At 35.8% G+C, this 25663-nt stretch carries 24 protein-coding genes; 13 read left to right on the forward strand and 11 right to left on the reverse strand.

The genetic code is table 11. The features are described 5' to 3' along the window. Nucleotides 1–126: 126 nt before the first annotated feature. The gene (locus FBT53_RS15170; protein ID WP_136952043.1) at nucleotides 127–648 is read right to left on the reverse strand and encodes a hypothetical protein; all 522 of its coding nucleotides are present in this window, start codon (nucleotides 646–648) and stop codon (nucleotides 127–129) included. Between the two features lie 172 nt (nucleotides 649–820). On the opposite strand from FBT53_RS15170, the gene xerA reads away from it, so the two are divergent. Continuing rightward, entirely contained in the window at nucleotides 821–1717 is an 897-nt protein-coding gene (gene xerA, locus FBT53_RS15175; protein ID WP_136952044.1) for a site-specific tyrosine recombinase/integron integrase, read from the forward strand. Between the two features lies 1 nt (nucleotide 1718). Here the strand turns inward: xerA and FBT53_RS15180 are convergent, their stop codons facing one another. Continuing rightward, a complete protein-coding gene (locus FBT53_RS15180) occupies nucleotides 1719–3008 on the reverse strand; it encodes an NAD(P)/FAD-dependent oxidoreductase (protein ID WP_136952071.1) in 1290 nt (429 codons plus the stop codon). A gap of 102 nt (nucleotides 3009–3110) precedes the next feature. Between FBT53_RS15180 and FBT53_RS15185 the strand changes: the two genes are divergently transcribed. The 3 genes from FBT53_RS15185 to FBT53_RS15195 are packed head-to-tail and all read left to right on the forward strand — an operon-like array spanning nucleotide 3111 to nucleotide 5730. Continuing rightward, the gene (locus FBT53_RS15185) at nucleotides 3111–4532 is read left to right on the forward strand and encodes an amidohydrolase (RefSeq protein ID WP_136952045.1); all 1422 of its coding nucleotides are present in this window, start codon (nucleotides 3111–3113) and stop codon (nucleotides 4530–4532) included. Nucleotides 4533–4590: 58 nt separating this feature from the next. Then, nucleotides 4591–5085, forward strand: a complete 495-nt coding sequence (locus FBT53_RS15190; protein WP_136952046.1) for an RNA polymerase sigma factor — start codon at nucleotides 4591–4593, stop codon at nucleotides 5083–5085. A gap of 6 nt (nucleotides 5086–5091) precedes the next feature. Further along, nucleotides 5092–5730, forward strand: coding sequence for a hypothetical protein (locus FBT53_RS15195; protein WP_136952072.1), 639 nt, complete (start codon nucleotides 5092–5094; stop codon nucleotides 5728–5730). Here the strand turns inward: FBT53_RS15195 and FBT53_RS15200 are convergent. Both FBT53_RS15200 and FBT53_RS15205 read right to left on the reverse strand, forming a co-directional pair. Beyond that, a complete protein-coding gene (locus tag FBT53_RS15200) occupies nucleotides 5727–6542 on the reverse strand; it encodes a 1-acyl-sn-glycerol-3-phosphate acyltransferase (RefSeq protein ID WP_136952047.1) in 816 nt (271 codons plus the stop codon). The genes FBT53_RS15195 and FBT53_RS15200 overlap by 4 nt on opposite strands. Before the next feature lie 36 nt (nucleotides 6543–6578). Further along, nucleotides 6579–7220, reverse strand: coding sequence for a CoA pyrophosphatase (locus tag FBT53_RS15205; RefSeq protein ID WP_136952048.1), 642 nt, complete (start codon nucleotides 7218–7220; stop codon nucleotides 6579–6581). Between FBT53_RS15205 and FBT53_RS15210 the strand changes: the two genes are divergently transcribed. Continuing rightward, nucleotides 7219–7947: a peptidylprolyl isomerase gene (locus FBT53_RS15210; protein WP_136952049.1), complete on the forward strand. Its 729-nt coding sequence runs from the start codon at nucleotides 7219–7221 to the stop codon at nucleotides 7945–7947. The two genes, FBT53_RS15205 and FBT53_RS15210, sit on opposite strands and share 2 nt — an antisense overlap. On the opposite strand, the gene FBT53_RS15215 is transcribed toward FBT53_RS15210, so the two are convergent. Further along, nucleotides 7944–8549, reverse strand: coding sequence for a trimeric intracellular cation channel family protein (locus FBT53_RS15215; protein WP_136952050.1), 606 nt, complete (start codon nucleotides 8547–8549; stop codon nucleotides 7944–7946). The two genes, FBT53_RS15210 and FBT53_RS15215, sit on opposite strands and share 4 nt — an antisense overlap. 2 nt (nucleotides 8550–8551) lie before the next feature. Then, nucleotides 8552–9277, reverse strand: coding sequence for an RDD family protein (locus tag FBT53_RS15220; RefSeq protein ID WP_136952051.1), 726 nt, complete (start codon nucleotides 9275–9277; stop codon nucleotides 8552–8554). 34 nt (nucleotides 9278–9311) lie between these two features. Here FBT53_RS15220 and FBT53_RS15225 point away from each other — a divergent pair, with 34 nt between their 5' ends. The 6 genes from FBT53_RS15225 to FBT53_RS15250 are packed head-to-tail and all read left to right on the forward strand — an operon-like array spanning nucleotide 9312 to nucleotide 15472. Next, the gene (locus FBT53_RS15225) at nucleotides 9312–10292 is read left to right on the forward strand and encodes a stage II sporulation protein M (protein ID WP_136952052.1); all 981 of its coding nucleotides are present in this window, start codon (nucleotides 9312–9314) and stop codon (nucleotides 10290–10292) included. Next, a complete protein-coding gene (locus FBT53_RS15230; RefSeq protein WP_136952053.1) occupies nucleotides 10261–11205 on the forward strand; it encodes a hypothetical protein in 945 nt (314 codons plus the stop codon). The genes FBT53_RS15225 and FBT53_RS15230 overlap by 32 nt, the downstream gene beginning before the upstream one ends. Continuing rightward, nucleotides 11198–11920 (forward strand): DUF4129 domain-containing protein, encoded by a 723-nt coding sequence (locus FBT53_RS15235; protein WP_136952054.1) that lies wholly within the window; start codon nucleotides 11198–11200, stop codon nucleotides 11918–11920. Before FBT53_RS15230 ends, FBT53_RS15235 begins: the two co-directional genes overlap by 8 nt. 3 nt (nucleotides 11921–11923) lie before the next feature. After that, nucleotides 11924–13132 carry a DUF4350 domain-containing protein gene (locus tag FBT53_RS15240; protein WP_136952055.1) on the forward strand — a complete coding sequence of 403 codons (1209 nt, stop codon included), beginning with the start codon at nucleotides 11924–11926 and terminating at the stop codon, nucleotides 13130–13132. Between the two features lie 2 nt (nucleotides 13133–13134). Further along, entirely contained in the window at nucleotides 13135–14133 is a 999-nt protein-coding gene (locus FBT53_RS15245; RefSeq protein ID WP_136952056.1) for a MoxR family ATPase, read from the forward strand. 4 nt (nucleotides 14134–14137) lie between these two features. Next, a complete protein-coding gene (locus tag FBT53_RS15250; RefSeq protein WP_240729846.1) occupies nucleotides 14138–15472 on the forward strand; it encodes a DUF58 domain-containing protein in 1335 nt (444 codons plus the stop codon). Between the two features lie 16 nt (nucleotides 15473–15488). On the opposite strand, the gene FBT53_RS15255 is transcribed toward FBT53_RS15250, so the two are convergent. From FBT53_RS15255 to mnmA, 4 genes are all read right to left on the reverse strand, one after another. Further along, nucleotides 15489–16247 (reverse strand): DUF5995 family protein, encoded by a 759-nt coding sequence (locus FBT53_RS15255; protein WP_136952057.1) that lies wholly within the window; start codon nucleotides 16245–16247, stop codon nucleotides 15489–15491. A gap of 82 nt (nucleotides 16248–16329) precedes the next feature. After that, nucleotides 16330–16776, reverse strand: a complete 447-nt coding sequence (locus tag FBT53_RS15260) for a hypothetical protein (RefSeq protein ID WP_205729050.1) — start codon at nucleotides 16774–16776, stop codon at nucleotides 16330–16332. A 36-nt stretch (nucleotides 16777–16812) separates the two neighbouring features. Then, complete coding sequence (locus FBT53_RS15265) at nucleotides 16813–17763, reverse strand: nitronate monooxygenase family protein (RefSeq protein ID WP_136952058.1); 951 nt, start codon at nucleotides 17761–17763, stop codon at nucleotides 16813–16815. Between the two features lie 3 nt (nucleotides 17764–17766). Next, nucleotides 17767–18969 carry a tRNA 2-thiouridine(34) synthase MnmA gene (gene mnmA, locus FBT53_RS15270; RefSeq protein ID WP_136952059.1) on the reverse strand — a complete coding sequence of 401 codons (1203 nt, stop codon included), beginning with the start codon at nucleotides 18967–18969 and terminating at the stop codon, nucleotides 17767–17769. A 168-nt stretch (nucleotides 18970–19137) separates the two neighbouring features. On the opposite strand from mnmA, the gene FBT53_RS15275 reads away from it, so the two are divergent. Beyond that, the gene (locus tag FBT53_RS15275; RefSeq protein ID WP_136952060.1) at nucleotides 19138–21210 is read left to right on the forward strand and encodes a fasciclin domain-containing protein; all 2073 of its coding nucleotides are present in this window, start codon (nucleotides 19138–19140) and stop codon (nucleotides 21208–21210) included. A gap of 251 nt (nucleotides 21211–21461) precedes the next feature. Further along, nucleotides 21462–23483, forward strand: coding sequence for a fasciclin domain-containing protein (locus FBT53_RS15280; protein ID WP_136952061.1), 2022 nt, complete (start codon nucleotides 21462–21464; stop codon nucleotides 23481–23483). Nucleotides 23484–23768: 285 nt separating this feature from the next. Here FBT53_RS15280 and yidC read toward each other — a convergent pair whose 3' ends face one another. Then, entirely contained in the window at nucleotides 23769–25661 is a 1893-nt protein-coding gene (gene yidC / locus FBT53_RS15285; protein WP_136952062.1) for a membrane protein insertase YidC, read from the reverse strand. Nucleotides 25662–25663: the final 2 nt, after the last annotated feature.

Below are 25663 nucleotides of genomic sequence, written 5' to 3' on the forward strand. Positions count from 1 at the left end.
CCGTACAAATCGTACAGAAAAAATAAAAAACAACTGGAATTTTTAACCATTTAATCTCAAAAAAATGGTCAACCTATTTCAGGACAAGACATAACTCTTACAACTCTTATTTATTATAGTTAGTCCTTAAAATAGAAAAACCAAACTTAAATTTACAGAAGACCAGTCCACCGCATCATCAGAAATACCCGTGTATGAGAACTCTACTGCGGAGGTATCTGACATCCCTAAACTTAAAGTTGGCCTGTAGTAAAAACCACCTTCAGAAATCTCATCTAGCCCCAGTGCATACCCTACATCTGCGCCAAAATTAACGCCTTTAGAAATGTAAAGTCTTACCAAACCTGCAAGCGGAACATATTGAATATTAGGAAAATCTGCCTCTACTTCTATAAAGTCATCAGAAATGGTCTCTGTTTTACCAAAATAGTTTATAAATCCTGTTGCGAATCCTAAATCCAAAATTTTATCCACTCCGTAATGTTGTTGTAAATCTATTCCTAATCCAAAATTAGAAATATCGCCTGCATCACCTATTGGCATAGAAACCTGTAAGCCAGCTTTAAAAAAGGAACGGTCTACTTTTTGTGCATGTGCTGCAACTATTGCTGATACTAAAATGACAAAACAAAAAATTCTTTTCTTCATGGTTTGATTGTTAATTGTACTGCAATTTCTAGCATCTCTTGTTTACACACCACAATTAGTTGTAAGATGCTCTTATTCTGTTGTAAAACAGTAATTACACCTACTTTTAAAGCTACAGACGTATAGATTTTATAATTTTTAAGTCCTATGTTTTGAATGTACATTTGCTATTATGACATGGGAAACTGCTTTAAATAACTATCAACATTACCTGAAAATTGAACGCGCATTAGCGACTAATTCTGTTGAGAATTACAGCTTAGATGTTTTAAAATTAATGCGTTACTTACAAGACAATGCAATGACTGTAAGCCCTGTATTAATACACCAAGACCAAGTAAAACAGTTTATTTATGACATTGCTAAAGTAGTCAATGAGCGTACGCAAGCAAGAATAATTTCTGGGTTAAAAAGTTTCTTTAATTACTTGGTTTTTGAAGATTTAAGAGCAGACAACCCCACAGATTTGATAGAGGCTCCCAAAATTGGCAGAAAATTACCAGATACATTATCTACAAAAGAGATTGACAAGCTAATTGCCGCAATTGATTTAAGTCATCCTCAAGGAGAACGAAATAGAGCTATTTTAGAGACCTTGTATGGCTGTGGATTACGGGTGAGTGAGCTCGTCAACCTTAAACTATCCGACTGCTATTTTGATGAAGATTTTATTCAAGTTACGGGGAAAGGAGACAAGCAACGGGTTGTACCCATAAGTGACCTCAACAAGAAATTCATCACCATTTATACGGACCAAGTACGAGTGCACCAAACCATAGCCCCAGAACACTCAGACATCTTATTTTTAAACAGAAGAGGCAAACAATTAACTAGAGCCATGATTTTTACCTTGATAAAACAATTGGCTACTAAAATTGGACTTAATAAAGTAATTAGTCCACACACTTTTAGGCATTCTTTTGCCACTCATTTATTAGAAAATGGTGCCGATTTAAGAGCTATACAACAAATGTTAGGTCATGAAAGTATAACTACTACAGAAGTATATATGCATGTAGACCGCACCCATTTAAGTGCTACCCTAGAAAAATATCATCCCAGAAATTAAATTAACGGTCTGTTTTATATTGTTGTTTATAAGGACGAATGATTAAACGTGCTTCCCTATCAAACTTTATATAATTGTATACCCAATTGATAAATACTACTACCCTATTTCTGAACCCAATTAAGAAATAAAGATGTACAAACATCCACACAAACCAAGCAAATACACCTTGAAACTTAAATTTTGGCAAATCTGCAACCGCTTTGTTTCTGCCAATAGTAGCCATGCTACCTTTATCTTTGTAGTAAAACGCTTTTGGCGTTTTTCCTTTTAGACTAGCTACCAGATTATCTCCTAAATTTTCGCCCTGTTGCATTGCGGGTTGCGCCATCATGGGGTGTCCTCTGGGGTAATCTTCTGATTCCATTTGGGCTACATCACCAATGGCATAAATATGGTCAAAACCTTTAACCTGATGAAACTCGTTAACAAGTAGTCTTTTAGAGCGACTAACAAAAGTTTCGCCATCCAAACCACGAATTGTCACCGCTTTTACACCCGCAGCCCATATCAAAGTTTCGGTTTCAAATATGGTATCTCCGTTCGTTGTTGCTTTTTTACCATCAAAATTAGCTACTCTTAGATTTTTCCAGACGTTAACGCCCAATTCTTCTAAAAAATCTTCTGCCTTGTTAGAGGCAATTTCGCTCATAGCTGGCAGTAAGCGGTCTCCACTTTGCACTAGATTTATTTGTGCCCTCCGAGTATCTAAATCAGGATAATCTTTTGGTAAGATACCCTTTTTAATTTCTGCTAAAGCACCTGCAAGTTCAACTCCCGTTGGTCCACCACCAACTATAACAAAGTTCATCAATGCTTCTCTTTCGTGTAAATCGTCCGTTAGCAAAGCTTGCTCAAAATTCTCTAAAATTAAGCTTCTGAGATTTAAGGATTGTGGAATGGTTTTCATGGACATGCTATTGCGTGCCAGTTCTTCATTCCCAAAAAAATTGGTTTCTGTACCCGTAGCCACCACCAATTTGTCAAACTTTAATGGTCCAATGTTGGTATCAATGATGTTTCGCTCTGTATTTATATTCAATACCTCTGCCAGTCTAAAATAAAAATTAGGATACCCCTGCAGCACTTTCCGTATAGGGTAAGCGATAGAATCTGGTTCTAAACCACCCGTGGAAACTTGGTATAATAGCGGTTGAAACGTATGATAATTATGCTTATCTAAAAGCACGACCTGAAATTCTTGTTTGCTTAACTTCTTGGCCAGAGCAATACCGGCAAATCCTCCACCGATAATGACTACCCGTGAAAAACTAGACTGTGGAATATTCATTGAACTCATGTATCGCAAATTTAAGCATAAAGCCATTCCTTAACGTGTAGCATACGCCTATATTTTATATTATCTTTAAAACCCTATACCAAAACCAACTTTATGAAAAAGTTTTTAATAGCAGTACTAATATTCAATGGCTTATTCTTACAAGCACAAGAATCGGCTGATAAACTGCTTGACCAATTAGACCAACAAACTAAAGACTATTCTAAAATTGCCTTGCAACTATGGGATTGGGCAGAGATGGGCTATCAAGAAGTAAAAAGCTCTGGATTACTACAAGAAACGTTAAAGAAGGAAGGGTTTAAAATCACTTCTGGCATTGCAGATATACCAACTGCATTTATGGCAGAATATGGTACGGAAGGTCCTGTTATTGCGATTTTAGGAGAGTTTGATGCCCTCCCAGGGTTATCCCAAAAAGCAATACCTACCAAAGAAAGTGCTGGAGGTGTTGCTGGTCATGCCTGCGGGCATCATTTATTTGGCACCGCCAGTACAGCCGCCGCAGTTGCAATTAAAAATTGGCTAAAAGCAAATAGAAAAAAGGGACGAATACGCTTCTACGGTTGCCCAGCAGAAGAAGGTGGCTCTGGTAAAGTATACATGGTACGTTCTGGAGTTTTTGATGATGTAGATATTGCCTTACATTGGCACCCTGGCGCTCAGAATGCTGCTAGTGCAGGTGCAGCACTAGCTAACAAATCTGCTAAATTCAGGTTTTATGGTGTTTCTGCTCATGCCGCTGGAGCTCCAGAACGCGGGCGTTCTGCTTTAGATGGCGTAGAGGCCATGAATGTAATGGTTAACATGATGCGAGAACATATACCGCAAGATGCTAGAATACATTATGTTATTACAGATGGTGGCAAAGCGCCTAACGTTGTCCCTGATTTTGCAGAAGTTTATTATTACGCTCGTCACGGTAATAGAGATGTGGTTGTTTCAATTTTTGACCGCATGGTTAAGGCCGCAGAAGGTGCCGCTCTAGGAACAGGAACTACGATGGACTATGAAATGATTGGCGGAACGCACGAATTGCTTCCAAACCTTACCCTACAAAAATTAGTACACGATAAATTAAGCGCAGTAGGTGGAATGACTTATTCCTCAGAAGAAAAAGCTTTTGCTCAAGAAATATCCCAATCTTTAGGGCAGGAAGAATTAAAAGAAGAGATAGCCCTTAGCATACAACCCTATAAAACAGAAGCCAGAGCTTATGGTTCTACAGATGTTGGTGATGTAAGCTTTGTGGTACCAACAGTTGGTTTTAGCACTGCCACATGGGTACCTGGGACAGCTGCTCACAGTTGGCAAGCTGTAGCTGCCGGCGGAACATCTATTGGTATAAAAGGAATGATGATTGCTGCCAAAACGATAAGCTTAACTGCGTTAGAGCTTTTTAACTCTCCAGAAATTATTACCAAAGCAAAAAATGAATTTAAAGAAAAAAGAGGTAACAACTTTGTTTACAAACCTTTACTAGGCAACCGACCACCTGCCTTGGATTATCGTAATTAATTTTTGTAACAATACGCTGACTTTTGCAACTAATAAGCAATCAACTACCCAACCATTAGTGAAAAAAGAACTGGAACATCAATTTGTTACGGAACTAGAGAACAATCAGAATATTGTTCATAAAGTGTGTAGTCTCTATACCAATGATAGGGACAGCCATAACGATTTGTTCCAAGAGATTACCATTCAACTTTGGAAAGCATACCCAAAGTTTAGAGGTGATGCTAAGTTCAGTACGTGGATGTATAGAGTTGCTTTAAATACCGCTATTACCCTGTATAGAAAATCTAAAAAGCGTGTAAAAACGCAGGATTATGATTCGGTAATATTTAAGATTAAAGCTCATGAGTACGATGATACGGAGGAACAACAATTAAAGCTTATGTACAATGCTATTAAACAGCTTGGAGATATTGATAAGGCCTTGGTGTTTTTATATCTAGAAGATAAAAATTATGCGGAAATAGCAGATACATTGGGCATTAGTGAAGTTAATGCAAGAGTGAAGATGAACAGAGTGAAAACCAAATTAAGGACCATTTTAAATCCCTAGACCATGATGGATGAATTGGAACTTTTGAAAAAAGATTGGCAGAAAAAGAGTGACCAACTGCCAAAACTTAGTTATGACGAAATCTATAGAATGATTTTGAAAAAATCGAGCTCCATTGTAAAATGGATTTTCTACATAAGTATTGCTGAATTTCTCTTTTGGATTTTAATTGGGCAATTGCCTCTTGAAGAATCTAAAACAGATAAAAACTTTCTTTATACAGAAACGCTAGCGTGGGTTTTAGAAGGAATAACTTATGCGGTAATGCTATTTTTTATGGTAAAATTCTACCTTAATTACAAGCAAATTAACAATACCGATTCTGCTAAAGCATTAATGCAAAAGATTTTAAAAACAAGGAAAACGGTGGTCAATTACGTATGGGCCAGCATGTCTATAGCTATTTTATCTGGTATTATTATTTCTTTAGAAATGTTCTTTTACGAACCAGAATTTAAATCTATACAAGAAAATATAGCCGCTAGAGATAATCCCATTTTAATTTATGTTTTAATGGCAGTATTAATTGTAGTTTGCCTTATACTTTTAGGTGGCGCACTATGGCTATTCTATCGTTTAATTTATGGTATTTTATTAAAACGATTGTTGATTAATTACAAGGAGTTAAAGAAATTAGAAGTTTAAGAATCTCCCTTATAACTATACCTACGCTTTTGGTGGTCTTCTTCATAAGCCGCCAATTCTTCTTGCGGAATTACGCGTAAAAAGGAAGGATGCTGCTCAATAGCATATTCTAACTTTTCTATAATTTGGTCAATACTCTCATTATCATAATCTATGTTAAGAGGTTCTTTTATAATCATAGATTGTAAAATTCCCTTCTTTTTAATGTATAGCCCTTTTTTATCAAAAGAACGCCTAAAACCATCTATTACAACAGGTACTACAATAGGCTTATATTTTTTTATGATGTGAGCTGTTCCTTTACGTAAGGGCTTCCAAGGTTTGGTAGTACCCTGTGGAAAAGTAATTACCCAACCATCTTCTAAAGCTGTACCAATATTAGAGATATCGCTAAATTTAACAGGTCTTTTTACATCTTGCCCATCAGAACGCCATGTACGCTCAATACTAATAGAACCTGCGTAAGCCAAGATTTTAGCCAGCAAATTCTTTTTCATAGTCTCTTTAGCCGCTACATAGTAAAAATTCAATTTAGGCTTCCATAAATAGGCTACGTTTTTAATATTATCTTCTCTGCCGCTTAGAGCCGCATTAAATACATGAAACATGGCCACTACATCTGCAAAATAGGTTTGGTGGTTACTTACAAACAGCACCCCTGTTTCTGGTAATTCCCTGATAACTTCTGAACCTTCTATCTCTAACTTGTTAAAACCCTTATATCTAGAGTGGGTGATGAATCCCAAGATGCGGATTAACCATTTTTTTAGGAACAAATTATGTCCAAATGGAGTAGATTTAAATATATCCATAGGCATTTTAAGAAAGGCTAAAATACAAAATAGAGACTAAACCACTTGCTTTAATAGGTCTTTGATTTCACTTAGCATCATTGCCGTTGCACCCCAAACCGTGTAACCATTTAACTTAAAGGCAGGTACCCTAATATCTGAGCCGTAAGAAGTGTTCATTTTTTCTTGTATTAAATTGCTATCATTGATAAAATCTACCAAAGTAACTTCTATTAAATCTTCTACTTCGTAAGCATCTTTCACAAAAGGCTTAGGCTTTCCATACAGCCCTAAATACGGTTGTACTAAAAAATTACTAGGCGGTATATAAATTTTAGACAACGGTCTTATCAGTTGCACATCTTTGGGGTTAACCCCCACTTCTTCCTCCGTTTCTCTTAAAGCGGTAGCTAATAAATTGGCATCTGTGGGCTCCACTTTGCCTCCAGGAAACCCAATCTGATTAGAATGTACGCCTTTGTACGTTTTCCTAAGAATTAACAATAAGTGCGTTTGTCCTTCTTGATTAGGGTAAAACAAAGCCATAACTGCTGCCTTACGAGCATCTTTTAGCTTAGCCTGCTGCATTTGCCTTACTTTTTTACGCACTTCTGGCTCCATCTTGGCATGAGAAGCATCTGCAGGCAAATCCAGATTTTTTATTTTTACAACTTGTTCACGAAAATCAGTAAAATTCATGCGCGTTTTAAAAATTGCACTCACAACAAGTTTACTACTAATTTTGTTTACACACTGTAACGATGCTCCTAAAAAAAACCAAAAAGACACCGTCACTTCACCATCAATAAAAAATACCGATTCCTCTAAAACCAAACAACTGTATTTAGATAAAAAGGAAAAAGCCCAAGATACCTTTGAATTAACAGAAGAAAACGCAATTGACTTTTTCTTTGATTATGCTAAAGATTTAAAAGAAAATAAAGTGAAAATTACCACTACTAAAGGCAGTTTTACGGTTGAGCTCTATGACAATGTCCCCTACCATAAAGCAAATTTTATTTACCTAACAAAGCAAAAGTACTTTGATAGCACACAATTTCACCGTGTGGTTCCTAATTTTATTATCCAAGGAGGCAATTCTGATGATAAAAGAACAAGTCGTAAACGAAGTAAAATAGGGCGTTATTTGTTGCCGCCAGACACTAGAAAAGGACACAAACACCACAGAGGTACCATCTCTATGCCAAGTAGTGAAAGGGATAATCCACATAAATTGGCCTCCCCATTTGAATTTTTTATTGTTGTTACCGACCCTGGCTCTTACCACTTAGATGGTGATTATACAGCATTTGGAAAAGTAATAGAAGGTATGGATATAGTAGATAAAATTAACCAGACTCCCATAGACAGTGGTGAATGGCCTATGCGCAACATTTACATTTTAAAAGCAGAAGTAATAGACTAGTCGCTGTAAATACTAGGTAGAGATATTTTAAAGCGAACTGCAACCAAACGGACTAATATTACAACCACAATTGCGGCAATATTGGCATACACATCTACAACTGGCAATAATCTAAATAGAAAAAACGCTATACCACCTAGTATACAAGCCGTAGCGTAAATTTCTTTTCTGAAAATTACTGGTATCTCATTACAAAGAATATCTCTTATTACTCCACCAAAACTTGCTGTAATTGTTCCTAAAGCTATACAGATAATAGGTAATAAACCCGCATCTAATCCCTTTTCTATGCCTACTGTAGTGTAAAGACCTATACCAATAGTATCAAACAGAAATAAAGATTTACGCAGATATTTTAGTTGTTTAGCAAATACAATTGCCAAGATTACGGTAGCACTAATAATAATCATATAATTGGCATCTCGCATCCAAAGAACGGGTGTATTCCCGATTAGTAAATCGCGTAAGGTACCGCCACCAATGGCAGTAACAAAACCAATAATCATCACCCCAAAAAAATCTAACCGTTTATCCATTGCTATTAGCACTCCAGAAATAGCAAAGGCAATAGTTCCTAAAACATCTACAATTTGTAAAAACAAGCTTACAATTTTTGGGTATAAAAGTTGTAATCTTTTAGCACGGTATCTATATACTGCACATCGTACAACTCAGAATTGGTATGCAAAATACTATCAACTTTAACTCTAAGCGCTGTTAAAGTTTTATAATCGTTACTTTTTTTAGCAATTCTAAAAGTATCTTTTATCAATCTCACGTCTTTATCTGTCAACATAGTTACATTGGTAAAAGTAGGTATATAATCTTCTGCTACATCTTCCAAAATGGTATGGCTCACTTTAGTTTTATTCTTAGTACTTATCACCACTGTACCCGCTGCAGCATCTCCTAAACGTTGTCTCTTATCTGTAAACAAAATACTAAGAATACCCACAGAACCTATAAACAGATAAATATCTACCAACCTCAGCATCCATCGTACTAAATAATTACTCCAATGCACAGGAGAGCCATCTACTTTAACCACCCGCATTTTAAGTAACATTTTACCCACTGTACGGCCATTAAATAGCGCGTTCATAAATAAACTGTACCCCATAGCTGGTAAAAATATTAATGCAACGAGCCCTCTTTGAGTCCACCTATCTTCATAAATGTAACCTATTGCATCCCCAATAAAACTCACTAAAATAGCATAGAGATATAGAATAAAACCATCTATTAAAAATGCTATTATTCTTTCGCCAATGCTAACTATCTTATAATTTAAATTAACATTTTGCGTTGTATTGATTTGGAGATTGCTCATTAAAAATTTAATTTAACAATTGTAATACTCTTTTATGCGCGAAGCTGCTTTTGTTAAGCAAAATAAGGAAAAATGGATTGCTTTTGAAAAAGCCCTAAATGGAGGTATAAATCCTAATCCAGATGACCTTGCCGACGGATACATACAATTAACCAACGATTTAGCTTATGCGCAAACCTATTACGCAGAAAGTAAGACTTTATTGTATTTAAACTCCTTAGCTTCCCAAGCACATCAAAAGATTTATAAGAATAAAAAAGAGAGTAGCAACCGTATTGTAGATTTCTGGGCTTACGAGTTTCCATTATTTTTTGTGCAATACCACAAAACCCTCCTCGTCACGTTTTTAATCTTTGCCTTAGCTACTGCTATTGGTAGTATTTCTGCTTTAAACGATTCTAGCTTTGTTCGCCTAATTTTGGGCGATGCCTATGTAAACGAGACATTAAATAACATTGCTAACGGAGACCCTGCTGCCATTTACAAAGGTGGTAGTGAAATTGGGTCGTTTTTAGGTATCACTATCAACAATATACGCGTAGGCTTTTTAGCTTTTGCATTTGGCGTAATTACCAGTATTGGCACTGTTTATATCTTATTCCAAAATGGTATAATGTTAGGTGCTTTTATAACCTTTTTTTATACCAAAGGGGTATTCTTTGAAGCTAATAAACAAATTTGGCTACACGGAACTATAGAAATATCTGTAATTGTAATAGCTGGCTGTGCAGGTATCATCATGGGTAATAGTATACTTTTTCCTAAAACCTATGCTAGACGGGTTTCTTTTATGAAAGGGGCTAAAGATGGTCTAAAAGTAGTCGTTAGTACTATACCATTTTTTATTATTGCTGGGTTTATAGAGGGATTCATTACTAGATACACCAACATGCCTAACTGGCTGGCCTTTTTAATTATAGGCTCATCTGCAGTGCTAATCATATTTTATTACATTCTATATCCTATTTATTTAAAAAAACTTAATGATAAAAAATTACATAGAATTACGAATTAATAGGGAGTTCGGTGATATTATCACAGATTACTTTGATTTTTTTAAGCAAAATATAAAAAAGTTCACAAACACATTTATTAGCTATAACGGTATCTTTTTTATTGGTATCGTAATCACGAGTTATGTACTAGTTTCTGGTATTCTTGGATTAATTGCCTCTAATGAAAACTCATCTTTTTTAGGTGCGGTTAGCAATGATGATGATACCTATTGGATGATTTTCTTTATTGGTATGGGCTTATATTTCATCATCTTTGTGATTTTAGGAGTTCTTAATTATGGTCTTGCTACTAGCTTTATGATTTTATATGATAAAGACCCTACCAACGCGTTCACAAAAAAAGATATTTGGTTGTATTTTAAGGGGAATATTGGCAAGAGTGTACTTTTTGTATTGCTGTTAGTAGCCATTTATTTTGGCTTTTTAATTATCTCTGTATTATTTGCTTTGATTCCCATTTTAGGCATGTTTGCGCAATATATTTTACAGTTTTTTTTAGCATCTTGGTTAGGAGTCTCCTTTTTTGAAATGTTACAGAATAACAAAGGGGTGGTAGAATCATTGGGAGAAGGATGGAATTTAGTTACTAAAAGTTTCTGGAAATCTGTTGGGGTTAATCTTGTAATGGGACTATTAATCACCATACTGCTAGGATTAGCTTCTTTTGTCCCTGGAGTAATTTTTGGAGTGTATACATTCCATGTCGTAGAGAACGAAGTTAGTCTTACCTCTAATGTGGTAGCCACGGTAATATATACCTTATCGCTTTCTTTATTTTTGGGAATAATGATTTACGGCCAAAGTTTATCGCAATTGGTAAATGGATTTCTATACTATACGCTACACGAAAAGACGTATAATACTAACACCCGTAAACGCATAGAACAAATAGGAGAACATTTAGATGCGTAAATTATTCCTAATTATTAGTAGTTTTTGTTTTCTATTGGGTAACGCTCAAATAGAACAAGACTCCCTACGCTTAAAAGAAGATACTGGGGAGCTCATAATGCTGCGCGAGTTACCTACAGATATAGATAGCAAATACAACGGTGAAGAATTTGATTATTCTATAAAAACAGGAGAATCACAGAATTTTTTAGACCGATTTTTTAGATGGTTAGAAGGCTGGTTGCAAGATAATTTTGGAATTGATATTTCTCCAGAATTTTACAAGTTTATGGAAATTAGCGTCTATGTCTTAATGGGAGCTCTAATTATTTATCTATTCGTAAGATTGTTTATAAATGAGAAATTCAACACCATTTTTATAAAAAAAGCTCGTGCTTTACATGACATTGAATTGGCAGAACAGCATATAGAAACCTTAGATTTTGATGTTTTGCTTAAAAAAGCCATTGCCGCCAATGATTACCGCTTAGCTATTAGATATCACTTTTTAAGGTTTTTAAAAACGTTATCGCAGCGCGAATTAATAGACTGGCATTTTGAAAAAACCAATGCCGACTACCGTATAGAAATTAAAGAAGCACGATTAAAGGCAGGCTTTTCTGAGTTAGCCTATTTATACGACTATATTTGGTATGGTGAACAGTATATAGACCATGATGGTTATCAATCCGTTGCCAAAAAGTTCCATAGTATTAACCAAATTATTCCGCAATAAACTATGGATAAACGTTCTAAAATTATAATAGGTTTGTTCTTTGCGGTATTCTTAGGCATTATCATCACAGAAATTGTAAAACCAAGACCTTTAAATTGGAGACCTTCTTATACCCAAACGGATAAAATACCGTTTGGATGCCATATCCTTTTTAAAGAATTAGGAACCCTTTTTCCTGATTCTGAAATAGAAACGGTAGAAGAATCGGTGTATGATTTTATATACAACTTACCAGAAGATTATGCTACTAGTAATTATATGCTTATCAACGGACATGTTAGTTTAGACCAACAAGAAACCAATAAACTTTTGGAATATGTGGCAAAGGGGAACACCGTTTTTCTTGCTGCAAATTCTTTTAGTTACTTTTTGGCAGATACCTTAAACATTACCGTAGAAAGTGATTACGGACTGCAAGAAGATACCGTAAAGGTAAGTTTAACCCATCCAAAATTTAAAAAACCATTCTATTTTTCTAGAGGTTATGATAAGTCTCACTTTACTAGTGTAGACACCGCTAACACTACGGTATTGGGCTATGTAGATTATAAAACTGAGGATTATTTAGATGTAAATAAACACAATGAACATCATGAAGTCAATTTTATTAAAACCACTTTTGGTAAAGGTGCTTTCTACATCAATACCATACCACAAGCTTATACCAACTATTACCTAAAACAAGGTAATAAAGACTATATAGCACAAACCTTTTCTTATTTAAAAGACGATAAACTATACTGGGATAATTTTAAAAAAGCAGGCCGCAAAGTAGTGAGTTCTCCCCTACGCTTCGTCTTAAATGAAGAGGCTTTAAAATGGGCCTACTATTTAGTAGTTAGTGGATTGCTATTATTTATGATTTTTAAGGCCAAAAGAGAGCAACGCATTATTCCTATCATCACACCAAAAGAAAATACATCGGTATCCTTTGCTAGAACGGTGGGTGCATTGTATTATCAAAATAAAGATTATACGAATTTAATTCAGAAAAAACTTAACTACTTTTTGGCCCATTTAAGAAGTAGATATTTTATGGACACCACGGTGCTAGATCATAAAAGCATAATGGTACTATCTGGCAAATCTGGCAAAAGCAAAGAAGAAATAAAAGAGCTAATAGACTATATAAATTACCTTAATAAAAAAACTATGCATTCCGAAGATGATTTGGTTGCATTAAATAAAAAACTAACCGCCTTTAAGCAGTAACAATGGAAGAAAATAGCGTTAATGAGAGTCCAATGGAATTCAACAATCGTGTAGATTTAACCAAACTACAAGATGCTGTTGAGCGTATAAAATTAGAATTAGGCAAAGTAATTATTGGGCAAGAACAAATGATAGAATTGCTAATCATTTCAATCCTTGCTAACGGTCATAGCCTTATAGAAGGTGTCCCAGGAGTAGCCAAAACGGTAACTGCAAAATTATTAGCAAAGAGTATGGATGTGGAATTTAATAGAATTCAGTTTACTCCAGATTTAATGCCTAGTGATATTCTAGGTACTTCTATTTTCAACGTAAAAACTTCTGAGTTCGAATTTAAAAAAGGGCCTTTATTTTCCAATTTTGTTTTGATAGATGAGATTAATCGTGCCCCTGCAAAAACACAAGCAGCTTTATTTGAGGCTATGGCAGAACGCCAAATTACCATAGACGGCGCTGCATATACTATGCAACCACCCTTTTTAGTTTTTGCCACTCAAAACCCTGTAGAGCAAGAAGGCACTTATCGCTTACCAGAAGCGCAGTTAGACCGCTTTCTTTTTAAAATAAATGTGGATTACCCTTCTTTAGAAGAAGAGGTAACTATACTTATGAGTAAACATGAGCAGAAAACAAAAAACCAAGAAGATTTAATACAAGCTGTACTTACTGCTCAGGAAATAGCTGAGTACCAAGAAACCATTAAAGAAATAATTGTAGAAGATAACCTTATCCGCTACATAGCAGAGTTGGTTAATGCCACTCGTACCAATGCTAACTTGTATTTAGGAGCATCTCCTAGAGCTTCAATAGCCATCTTGGATGCTTCAAAAGCCTTAGCCGCTATTAATGGCCGGGATTTTATAACTCCAGAAGATATTAAAAAAGTAGCTCCTGCTATTTTAGCGCATCGTATTATTCTAACACCAGAAAGAGAAATGGAAGGTTTAACACCAGATAAAATGGTAGCTCAGTTAATAGAATCCATAGAAATTCCAAGATAATAGTTTGAAACAATTCTTTAAAAATACATACTTAAACCCGCGTTTTTTTATTGCTTTAGGGCTGTTTACCCTAGCCTTTATGGTGGCTTTTGTTTATGGTAATCTTTTAAGCAGTATACAATTACTATTTTACCTCTTTGTTTTAGCCCTTTTGGTAGACTTTATCTTGCTATTTTTAAGCAAAGGTAAATTTGAGGGAAACCGGATTGTACCAGACAAACTATCTAACGGTGATGAAAATCCAATTAGCATTAAAATTACCAATGGGTATTTATTTAAAGCCACACTTAAATTGATAGATGAAATTCCGTTTCAATTTCAGAAACGTGATTTTGAGTACCAAAGTAAATTAGAGAAGGGTGAAACAAAAACGTACGAATATACCCTAAGACCAACAGAGCGGGGCACATATTCTTTTGGAGCTATTAATGCTTTTGCCTCTTCTCCTTTAGGTTTGCTATCGCGAAAATTTCAATTTGACAATGTGGCCGAAGTTCCAGTATATCCTTCCTTTTTACAGCTACGTAAGTACGATTTAATGGCGTTTAGTAACAGATTGTTTGAGTATGGCTTAAAAAAAATAAGACGTATTGGCCATACTATGGAATTTGAACAGATTAAGGAATACGTTCGTGGTGATGATATTAGAAACATTAATTGGAAAGCCACTGCCAAGCACAATCAGCTCATGGTTAATCAATACCAAGACGAAAAATCTCAGCCCATTTATTCTGTAATAGACAAAGGGCGTGTAATGCAGATGCCTTTTAATCACTTATCATTATTAGATTATGCAATAAATGCCACTTTAGTAATTAGCAATATCGCCATAAAAAAACAGGATAAAGCAGGCATGTTTTCTTTCAATACCAAAGTAGAAAACCGCGTAGTGGCAGACCGTAGGAGTGCTCAGATGAATCTAATTCTAGAAACCTTATACAATTTAGATACAGAATTTTTAGAAAGTGATTTTAGCCGATTATATATAGATGTAAAACGCAATTTAAATCAGCGAAGTTTACTGCTTTTATATACCAATTTTGAAACCATGGATGCCTTGCACAGGCAATTACCCTACCTGCAAGCCATAGCCAAACATCACTTACTGGTAGTTATCTTTTTTGAAAATACAGAGCTTGAAGAATTTATTACTAAGAAAGCTAAAAATGTGCATCAAATTTTTGAACAAACCATTGCAGAAAAGTTTATTTACGAGAAAAAATTAATTGTAAATGAGTTAAGAAAACATGGTATACAAACTTTGTTAACTAAGCCAGAAGAACTCACCGTTAACACTATTAATAAGTATCTGGAAATAAAAGCTAGAGGTTTATTATAAGTGTTGGAGACTTTTTTTACTGGTCTGCAGAAAGCTTTGTAATAATCACACCCACTTCATCTTTTTCAAACTTTTGAATTAGTTTTAATGCATATTTAACTAAGACTGATGGCGGGTTAGCCAATTTAGCACCAAGTCTTTCTATCAAAATATCTAAATTTTCTATTGCTTGTTGGTTATACTCTGGACCAAGAGACCAGAGTAGATTGGCTGCATTCCACGCTTGTTGTCTCGCTTTTCTCATGCTGAAGTCGATAATCTTTTCATCGTTATTTCGTCCTAATAAGTCTAGAACAAAAAGTAAAGGAGAAACTCGCCCTAGGCGTTCTTGTAATTCATCTGTAATTTGAAAGAGAATATCATTTACTTTATTAAAATCATTCTCAATAGCTTTAATATCTTGGTTCTCCATGCTGGTTGCAGTTGCAATAGCTAAATCCAAATTAATATGCGCATTCATCCCCAACATTATATGCTGTAAAACAGTTAAGGGTTGAGCTGCATTAGAGAAAGCAATTGCCCAAGCCTTGCTCACGGCTAAACCATTTTTGTAGGCCTTGTAAGCATCTAAATATAAATTAGCAAAGGCGACGTCCATACGCTCTAATCGTTGGCCGTTCTCAAAGTTGCCTAAGGCCAATTCTTTAGCAATTTCTGCCGTAGTACGCATGTATACATAGGCGAACAAGCCTATAGAATTATTCTCTTGTATACTTTCTGCAATGATTACATCTAACTGCTGCAAAACTTGTTGAATGGTAGTTGCTTTCTGCATATTGCTAGCTTTTTAGGTACAAAACACGGGAGAACTGCTATAAATGTAAGGCTTATTACCAATTAAACAGACCATTAACCCTTTAGTATACAAATGGGTATGTTAACTGGCTAAGAGAAGGAATTGGCGCGTTGGTGAAATTTTTAGCATTTATTTCTGGCACGTAGCCCACCTTATTTGCAGCCTTATTTGTAGGTAACTTTCGTTTTTTCTTGTGGTCTGTAAAAATATCAATGGTAACCCCTACAGTAAGTCCGCCTAGAACTGTTGCTAACAAATCATCATTGTCCCAACCAGAACCGCCTTTACCAGAATCAATAGCTTCTTTACCAAGACCAATTAGAGCACTGCCCCCAACCGCACCAGCAAACGTCCAAAAACGGTCTCCTTTAGATATTTGTTTTGCAATCCCTGCACCTGCCAGTCCGTATAAGTTACCACCTAAAAAATGTAATGCTTTGTCATTCTCTATTTGTGCATGGGTCTTAAAAAAGCAACATAATAGAAATATGGTTATAATTCTACTCATGATGGCAAAGATATAAAAGCTTAGAGGTATACCAGTTTAAGAAAAGGCTATCTGAGTCAAGCGTTTCTTTTCTTCTTCAAATTCCGTTAGTAACCGTTCCATAATTTTTGCAACGGGCAAAATATCGTGTATTAAGGCAGAAGTCTGCCCTATTTCTAATTCGCCCTCTTCTAAATCTCCTAAAAACATACCTTTTTTAGCCCTAGCTCTTCCTAAAACTGCTTTTAAATCGGCTACCGAAGCACCTTGAGCGTAAGCATTTTGCACATCTTCATAAAATTTATTTTTAAGCAAACGTACAGGCGCTAATTCTTTTAAAGTTAGCTGAGTTGCCCCCTCTTTTGCAGCCACTACTTGCTCCTTAAATGCGGTATGAGAAGATGCTTCTATACTGGCTACAAACCTACTACCAATTTGCACCCCGTCAGCACCTAAAGCCATAGCCGCTAACATCTGGCGCCCTGTAGCAATACCACCTGCAGCAAGCAAGGGAATTTGCAATTTTTCTTTTACCGTAGGGATAAGTACCATTGTTGTAGTTTCTTCCCTACCATTATGGCCGCCTGCCTCAAAACCTTCTGCAACCACCGCATCTACACCCGCTTCTTGTGCCTTAAGTGCAAATTTTAGACTGCTCACTACATGTACCACGGTAATTCCTTTTTCCTTTAAAATAGGCGTCCAAACTTTAGGATTACCAGCAGAAGTGAAAACTATTTTCACTCCTTCTTTCATGATTATTTCCATGAGTTTATCCAAATCTGGATACAGCATGGGTATATTTACACCAAAGGGTTTATTGGTGGCTTTTTTACATTTTTGAATATGTTCTAACAATACCTCTGGATACATGCTGCCTGCTCCAATAAGCCCCAAACCACCAGCATTAGAAACTGCTGCAGCAAGCTTATAACCACTAGCCCATATCATCCCTCCTTGTACAATGGGATATTGAATATTAAAAAGTTGGGTAATCCTATTTGTCATAGTTTAAGAAATAACTCCAGAGCCTATTAACTCTTCATTTATATACCAGGCCACAAACTGCCCCTCAGTTATCGCAGATTGCGGTGCTTCAAAATCTACATACAAACCCCCTTCTGCCTTATACAATTTAGCTTTTTGCAAAGGCTGTCTATACCTAATGCGCGCCATCACTTCTAAAGTACCATCTAATTCTAGCCGCATGTCTTCTCTAACCCAATGCAGTTCTGCATCACTAACAAACAATGTACTCCTAAATAATCCTGGATGGTTTTTACCCTGACCCGTAAAAATGATATTCTCCTGCACATCTGTCTCTACTACAAACAAAGGTTCTTTAGTACCACCAACATCCAATCCTTTGCGTTGACCTATGGTAAAAAAATGGGCACCTATATGTTCCCCAACCACCTTGCCATCTGTTATAGCATATTGCGGCTTTTGAGCTTTAAAGGCAAGTTCCTCTGTTTTGTTACTAAACACTGGTTGTGTTAGCTGATACTGTTCAGCATCTTTAGGCACCTCTACAATAACTCCTTTTTTAGGTTTTAGCTGTTGTTGTAAAAAGTCTGGCAAGCGTACCTTACCAATAAAGCAAAGGCCTTGAGAATCTTTTTTATCTGCAGTAATCAAATCGTTTTCTGCTGCAATTTTACGCACTTCGGGTTTAGTAAGATGCCCAATAGGAAATAGCGTTTTACTCAATTGCTCTTGAGAGAGTTGGCACAAAAAATAAGACTGGTCTTTATTACCATCTATACCTGCCAATAGTTGATGTACCTCTTTACCTTCTTTATTAACAAATGTGCCTTTACGGCAATAATGCCCGGTAGCCACAAAGTCTGCCCCTAGGTCTAAGGCTATTTTTAGAAAAACATCAAACTTAATCTCCCGATTACAAAGTACATCTGGGTTGGGTGTTCGCCCCATTTCGTACTCACGGAACATATAATCCACAATACGTTCTTTGTACTGCTTGCTTAAATCTACGGTTTGAAAAGGTATCCCCAATTTATCTGCTACAATTAGGGCATCATTACTGTCTTCTAACCAAGGACACTCATCAGAAATGGTCACAGAATCATCGTGCCAATTCTTCATGAACAGGCCAATAACCTCGTACCCTTGCTCCTTTAATAGGTATGCGGTTACACTAGAATCTACTCCACCAGAAAGTCCTACTACTACTTTTTTCTTTGTACTGCTCATAACACTGCAAAAATACGAACAATATTCGTCGGTCTACCAACCAGAAACTTAACATAAAAGTGCTTTTAAATCAAAAGGGTTAACATAGAGTTAAGCTTGCATTTAAGTTAATTATAGGTACAGGAAGTAATTTCATCGGCTGAGAACACAATCAAACTAAAATTGGAAATGAAAGCCTTCCCAAAACAATTTAATTCCCTAATTATCTTCACCTTAACCTGTTTAATCGTGGCCTGTAGCAAAGGAGATGATGGACCAAGTAAAGTAGAAAACGAACAGGAAAATACCGATTCCGATGCCTCTGATGGCGCAGAAGAAGATAATAGCAGTACAGCAGTACATTTATTAGACCTTGCTACTAGCATTGATGATTTAAGTATTTTGGCGCTAGCCTTAGATAAAATTGATCCTGCTAATAAAGAGCAACTAAGCAAGGAAGGAGATATTACTGTTTTTGCTCCTACAAACACCGCTTTTGAGAACTTGTTAGCAGAACTAGAGGATTATAATAGTTTAAATGATTTTTCTTCTGAGGAGGATTTGCTGCTTTTAGAAGAAATTGTAAAATACCATGTTATCGCTAATGAAGCATTACTTGCTGCCCAAGTAACGAATGATAAATCCTACACAACCCTACAATCCGAAACCGTAACAACCTATACCACAGATGGTGTACAATTACAAGATAAAACCAATACACGATCTAATGTAATAGTAGCAGATAACCAAGCAAGCAATGGTATTGCTCACCTTGTAGATAAAGTACTTTTACCACAAGCTGTATTAGATGCTCTAAATCCTCAACATAATTCCGATAAAACAGTAGCTGAACTAATTGCCACCAAAGAAAATTTGAGCTTACTCAAAGATGCCTTACAAGTAGCTGGTTTAGAAAGCACTCTTAATGAAGAAGGTCCATTTACGGTCTTCGCCCCTTCGGATGACGCTGTACAAGTACTTTTTGATTTATTGGGAGAAGGATATGCGTCTTTTAGTGATTTTGATAATAGTATAGAAATCTTGTTGTTACAAGATATTTTAAAATACCATGTTGTAAATCAGAATCTATTAGCCGCAGATTTGGAAGCCACTACATATGCTACTTTACAAGCCAACCAAAACTTTGAGTTAGTAGCCACTGGTAATGGATGGGAAATTAATGATGCCTCTAACACCAATGCCGCTCTAACAGAAATTGATAAACTTGCAACCAATGGTGTAGTGCATGTAATTAATAAAATTCTAATCTCACCAGAAACAGCAGAGTTATTGGCCAGTATAGGTATTGATGTGAATGATATTCCTGACCCAAATGCTACTAGTATTAAAGCGTTGGTAGAACAAACTACAGAACTTAGCTTTCTGCAGCAGGCGTTAGAACTTACCGGTTTATTGGATACCTTAGGAGAAGATGGCCCATATACGGTATTAGCACCCGCTAATGAGACTATCATGTTTTTGTCTGCTCTTTTAGGCAATGCTACCTTAGATGATTATACTTCATCTTTTGAAATTGATATCTTAAGACAAGTACTTCAGTACCACATAATACCAGAAAATATTACTGAAGACATGCTCAAAAGCGGTAACATTACCACCTTATTAGGAGAACCTATCACTATAAAAAACACTAATGGTACAATAAATTTTACTGACGGAGTTGGGCTGACATCTACGTTAAGATATGGAAATATACCAGCAAGCAACGGAACCATACATATAGTAAACAACCTTTTACTACCGGCAACAGTAGTTGACCACTTAGCGGAACAAACTACATCAACTTTTAATGCTTTATCAGCAGAATTAAAAGAGAATAGAATTGTAATGACCGCTTTATTAATGGCTGGTGATGAAATAAAAAACGGATTGACTGCCCAGAGTAAATTTACTTTATTCTTGCCTACCAATGCCGCATTCCTTAACCTGTTTAAAAGTTTAGATGGAATAGAAAGTTTAGCTGATTTTGATACAGAAGCGGAATTAGTAATCCTGAGTAAAATTTTGGCCTACCATTTGGTTCTTTATCAAAACAAAAATGCAAATGATTTTATAGATGGTGAAGATCTTGTGAGTTTTCAAGGTGAAGCGATAAGGGTACACTTAAATGGTGAAATCAATTTAATTGACAAAACTAATAAAGCTGCTAAAGTGACTAAAACCGATATCGCATTTGGTAATGGCACCTTACATTTTATAGATAAAGTACTAATTCCACAAGCTGTTTTAAAGCATTTATAATAAACACCCACCCTAATTAAAAAGAGACCGCTAATTGTTGCGGTCTTTTTTTTGTTTAATCTCATTTTGTTAAACTTTTGCAAAATTACATTAAACAGACGCAACCTTAAGAATATTGTTTAATCTTTATAGTGTTTAATTCAACAAACATCATAAATGCTTACACAAACAAGTAACTAATTACTAGCGTATATGAATACAATGTTGACTTAATTAAATATTCAATTAAACAATTTTTAAACTATTTAACTATGAAAAATTTTTTAAGCATCAGTAATTATCTAGTACTGGCTTTTTTTTCACTATTTATCCTGTCTTGTGACAGTGATGACGATGACGGGCAAGAAATGGAACCAAAAATGGAAGCAAATATTGTTGCTACTGCCCAAAACACGGAAGCGCTAAGTTCATTAGTTGCCGCATTGGTAAAGGCAGATGAAAATGCAAATTCCGATTTAGTAGGTACGCTTAGTTCAGAGGGTAATTTTACAGTATTTGCCCCTACCAACGAGGCGTTTACAGCTTTATTAGCTGGCTTAGATGGTTACGATTCTTTGGAAGATTTTGATACTGAAGAGGAAAAAGCCTTATTAGGTAAAATATTACAGTATCATGTTGTGGCAGGAACTGCTGCGGCCTCAACAGATTTTTCTGATGGACAAACCATAACTACTGTGCAAGGAGAAAGTGTAAGTGTTTCTTTAACTGGTGGTGTGTTTATTGGCGATGCCACCGAAACAGATGCGGAAGTTGTAATTGCAGATGTTATGGCTAGCAACGGAATAGTGCATGTTATTGATAAAGTGTTATTACCTCAAGAAGTTTTAGATGCGCTTATGCCAGAAGAAGAAGGGCAAGATTTAGTGGAAATTGTAGTTGAAGCAGAAACATTAACTGTTTTAGAAGCTGCTGTAATAAAAGCAGATTTGGTTGCTACATTACAATCTGACGGCCCTTTCACTGTATTTGCGCCTACTGATGATGCTTTTATTGCTTTGTTAGAAGCCTTAGGAGATGATTACAATTCTTTAGATGATTTTGATACCGAAGAAGAAATTGCACTACTTAAAGACATTTTATTGTACCACGTAATTCCTGCTCAGGTTTTAGCTGCTGATTTAGCAGCAGGCACTGTTGGCACAGCTTTAACAGATAACTCTATTGAAGTTATTGCAAGCGGAGAAACATTTGTAATTGGAGATGCTTCTGATACAAATGCAAATATTACGGGTACAGATATTATGGCAACAAATGGTGTTGCACATACCATTGACAAAGTTTTATTGCCACAAGCTGCTATTGATTTTGTAGCTAGTTTAAATATGAAAAATATTGTAGAACTTGCCCAGGAGACTGATGATTTAAGCGTATTGGTAGATGCGTTGGTAAAAGCCAATGCTGGTCTTGTAGACACTTTAAGTGGTGAAGGTCCATTTACAGTTTTTGCTCCAACAAACGCTGCTTTTGTCGCTTTATTAGAAGCATTAGGTGATGACTACAATTCTTTAGACGATTTTGATACCGAAGAAGAAGTAGCTTTATTGGTAGATATCTTAACTTACCATGTAATTGCCAGTGCAGAAGCTTTTTCTACAGATTTGACAGATGGTCAAATGTTAACTACAGTAAGTGAAGATATGTTAACTGTAAACCTTACTGGCGGTGTCTTTATAGCGGATGCTACAGATATGCCTGCAAGTGTTGTAACGCCAGATGTAGATGCTTCTAACGGAGTGGTACACATTATAGATAAAGTATTACTACCACAAGCTGCTGTAGATTTTGTTGCTAGTTTACACACGCCTAACATTCCAGAATTGGCAATGTCTGTAGACGATTTAAGTTTACTTGTAGATGCTTTAGTACAGGCAGATGCAGGCCTAGTAGAGGCTTTAAGCGGCGAAGGACCCTTTACAGTTTTTGCTCCTACAAATGCAGCTTTTGCTGCGCTATTAGATAGCTTAGGAAGTGAATATAATAGTCTTGCAGACTTTGACACTGCAGAAGAAAAAGCTTTATTAGCTAAAATCTTAACTTACCATGTGGTTTCTGGCGCTGCGGTAACATCTGGACAATTAACAAATGGACAAATGGTGACAACCCTACAGACTGAAACTATTACCATAGATTTAAGTGCTGGAGTCCAATTAGACGATAAGACAGATACTAATGCAAATGTTACAGGTGCGGATAACGAAGCTAGTAACGGCGTTGTACATATAATTGACAAAGTATTGTTGCCACAAGAGGTAATAGACGCATTGCACGGATAGTCAATCAGATACGAAAAAATAATAGAAAGCCTTGAGAAAATTATGTCTCAGGGCTTTTTTTATGGACAAAAGTACCGTTCATCGGAGAGACATCAACCTTGGATATTTTACCATACAAAATTGGGTAATTGACAACTAAAAATTTTTTAAGCACTCAAAAGCCCGCATCTTTGGAGTCCTAAATCTTTCCAAACTATACCTATTATGTTGAAATGTTTCCCCCTAAAAAAAGGGGGAAACTTTCTAAAAAAGTTCCCCCCAGGAATTTTAAAATAACAGAAACATTTACCTTCTTTTTCCAGTATTTTTTTGCGCTTCTGCTTCTTCCATCATTTCTCTCATCTTACGTTGAAAACGATTTTCCTTTTTAGGCTTTTTCTTGTTTTCTTGTATCTGAGCATGAATCTTATCCTCATTTATAATATAGTTCTTAATAGCCAACATAATAAAGATGGTAATTAAGTTAGAGATAAAGTAATATAAACTCAATCCACTAGCATAGTTGTTAAAGAAAAATAACATCATAATAGGAGACAAATACATGATAAATTTCATGTTTGGCATACCTGGTTGTTGCTGCATTTGCATAGTTTGACCAGTGGTAAGCGTCATATAAAAAAAGATAGCAATAGACGCTAAAATTGGAAATAAGCTTACGTGATCCCCATAAAATGGAATGGAAAAAGGAAGTTCAAATATCGTATCATAAGAACTCAAATCTTCTGCCCATAAAAATGGTTTTTGACGCAACATAAATGATGTTGGAAAAAACATAAACAATGCGTAGAATATTGGCAATTGCAACAATGCAGGCACACAACCACTCATTGGGCTAACTCCTGCTTTGTTATACAGTTTCATCGTTTCTTGCTGCTTTTTCATAGCATTGTCTTTGTACTTCTCATTAAGCTCTGTAATCTCTGGTTTTAACACCTTCATTTTAGCTTGAGATAGATAAGACTTATACGTTACTGGTGATAAGGCCAAACGCACCATTATCGTCATTACTATAATGGCGATACCATAAGGCAAAAAAGAACTTAACAATCCAAAAAGTGGCGTAAATACATAGCGATTTATCCAACCAAAAATTCCCCATCCAAAAGGTATAGATTCTACCAAGTCTAAATCTTTGTATTTGTCTTCCTTTTCATAAGAAGAAAGTACATCAACATCGGTTGGTCCATAATACCAATACATGCTTTGATTAAATTCGCCTCCTTGCAAACTCAATGGCATTTTAGCCGAATAATCTTTAGTGTATTTAATACTTCTACTTTCCTCTTCTACTAAATTCTTAGAGGTGATAGCAGCAGTACTAAAAGGCTTATCCGTTGCAAGAATAGAACTAAAGAAATGCTGCCTGTAAGACAACCACTTTACTTCTTCTTCTGTTTCTTCATCTAAATCACTGTTTTCAGAAAGCTTGCTAATTTTACCATCTTCATGGTTATATGTTAAGCGGGTGTATCTGTTTTCATAACGCACACTTTTGTTATGTCTTATCCCTTTTAAATCCCACTTTAAATCTACTTCTTTAGATGAGTTTAAGACACTACCCAGGCCTTGAGACCTAACTGTAAAATCTACTAAGTAGTCTTTAGGCTTCATCTCATACCTAAATTCTAAAAACTGATTTGTTGCAACCCTAGCTTTCATAGAAAGCACCTGATTATCGCCACTTTTGGTTAGATTTGGCTCAAAATATAAATCTTGCGTTGCTAACGTTCTATTATCGGTTGTGGAAAAACTAATCCCAAAATCCGCATTACCATCTTTTACTAAATACACCGGAATACTATCAAAAGTGACGAATTCCTTCATTTTAGCCTCTACTATTTGACCTCCTTTATTAGCAATAACCAAATACAGCACATCATTTTCTAAAACTGTTGTTCCATTTGTGACTTCTGTAAATCCGAAAGCACCAATAGCACTCTTGTAATTTGCTACTGCCGTAGAATCATTAAGATTTAAACTTGGTTTAGATTGATTTTGGCTAGGTTGTTGTTTTGCTTCTTCTGCCTTTTTTTCTGCAGCTGCGAGTTGTTCTTGTTTGGCCTTTTCAGCTTCCAACTCTTCTTTAGAAGGCTGTCTTAGGTACATCCAGCCTAATAGGATTCCAAAAATTAATACGAAACCTATTATAGACTTGACGTCCAATTTCTTTTCTTCCATGA

This window comes from Flavobacterium sp. ASW18X (genome assembly GCF_005144745.1).
Classification (GTDB): Bacteria; Bacteroidota; Bacteroidia; order Flavobacteriales; family Flavobacteriaceae; genus Croceivirga.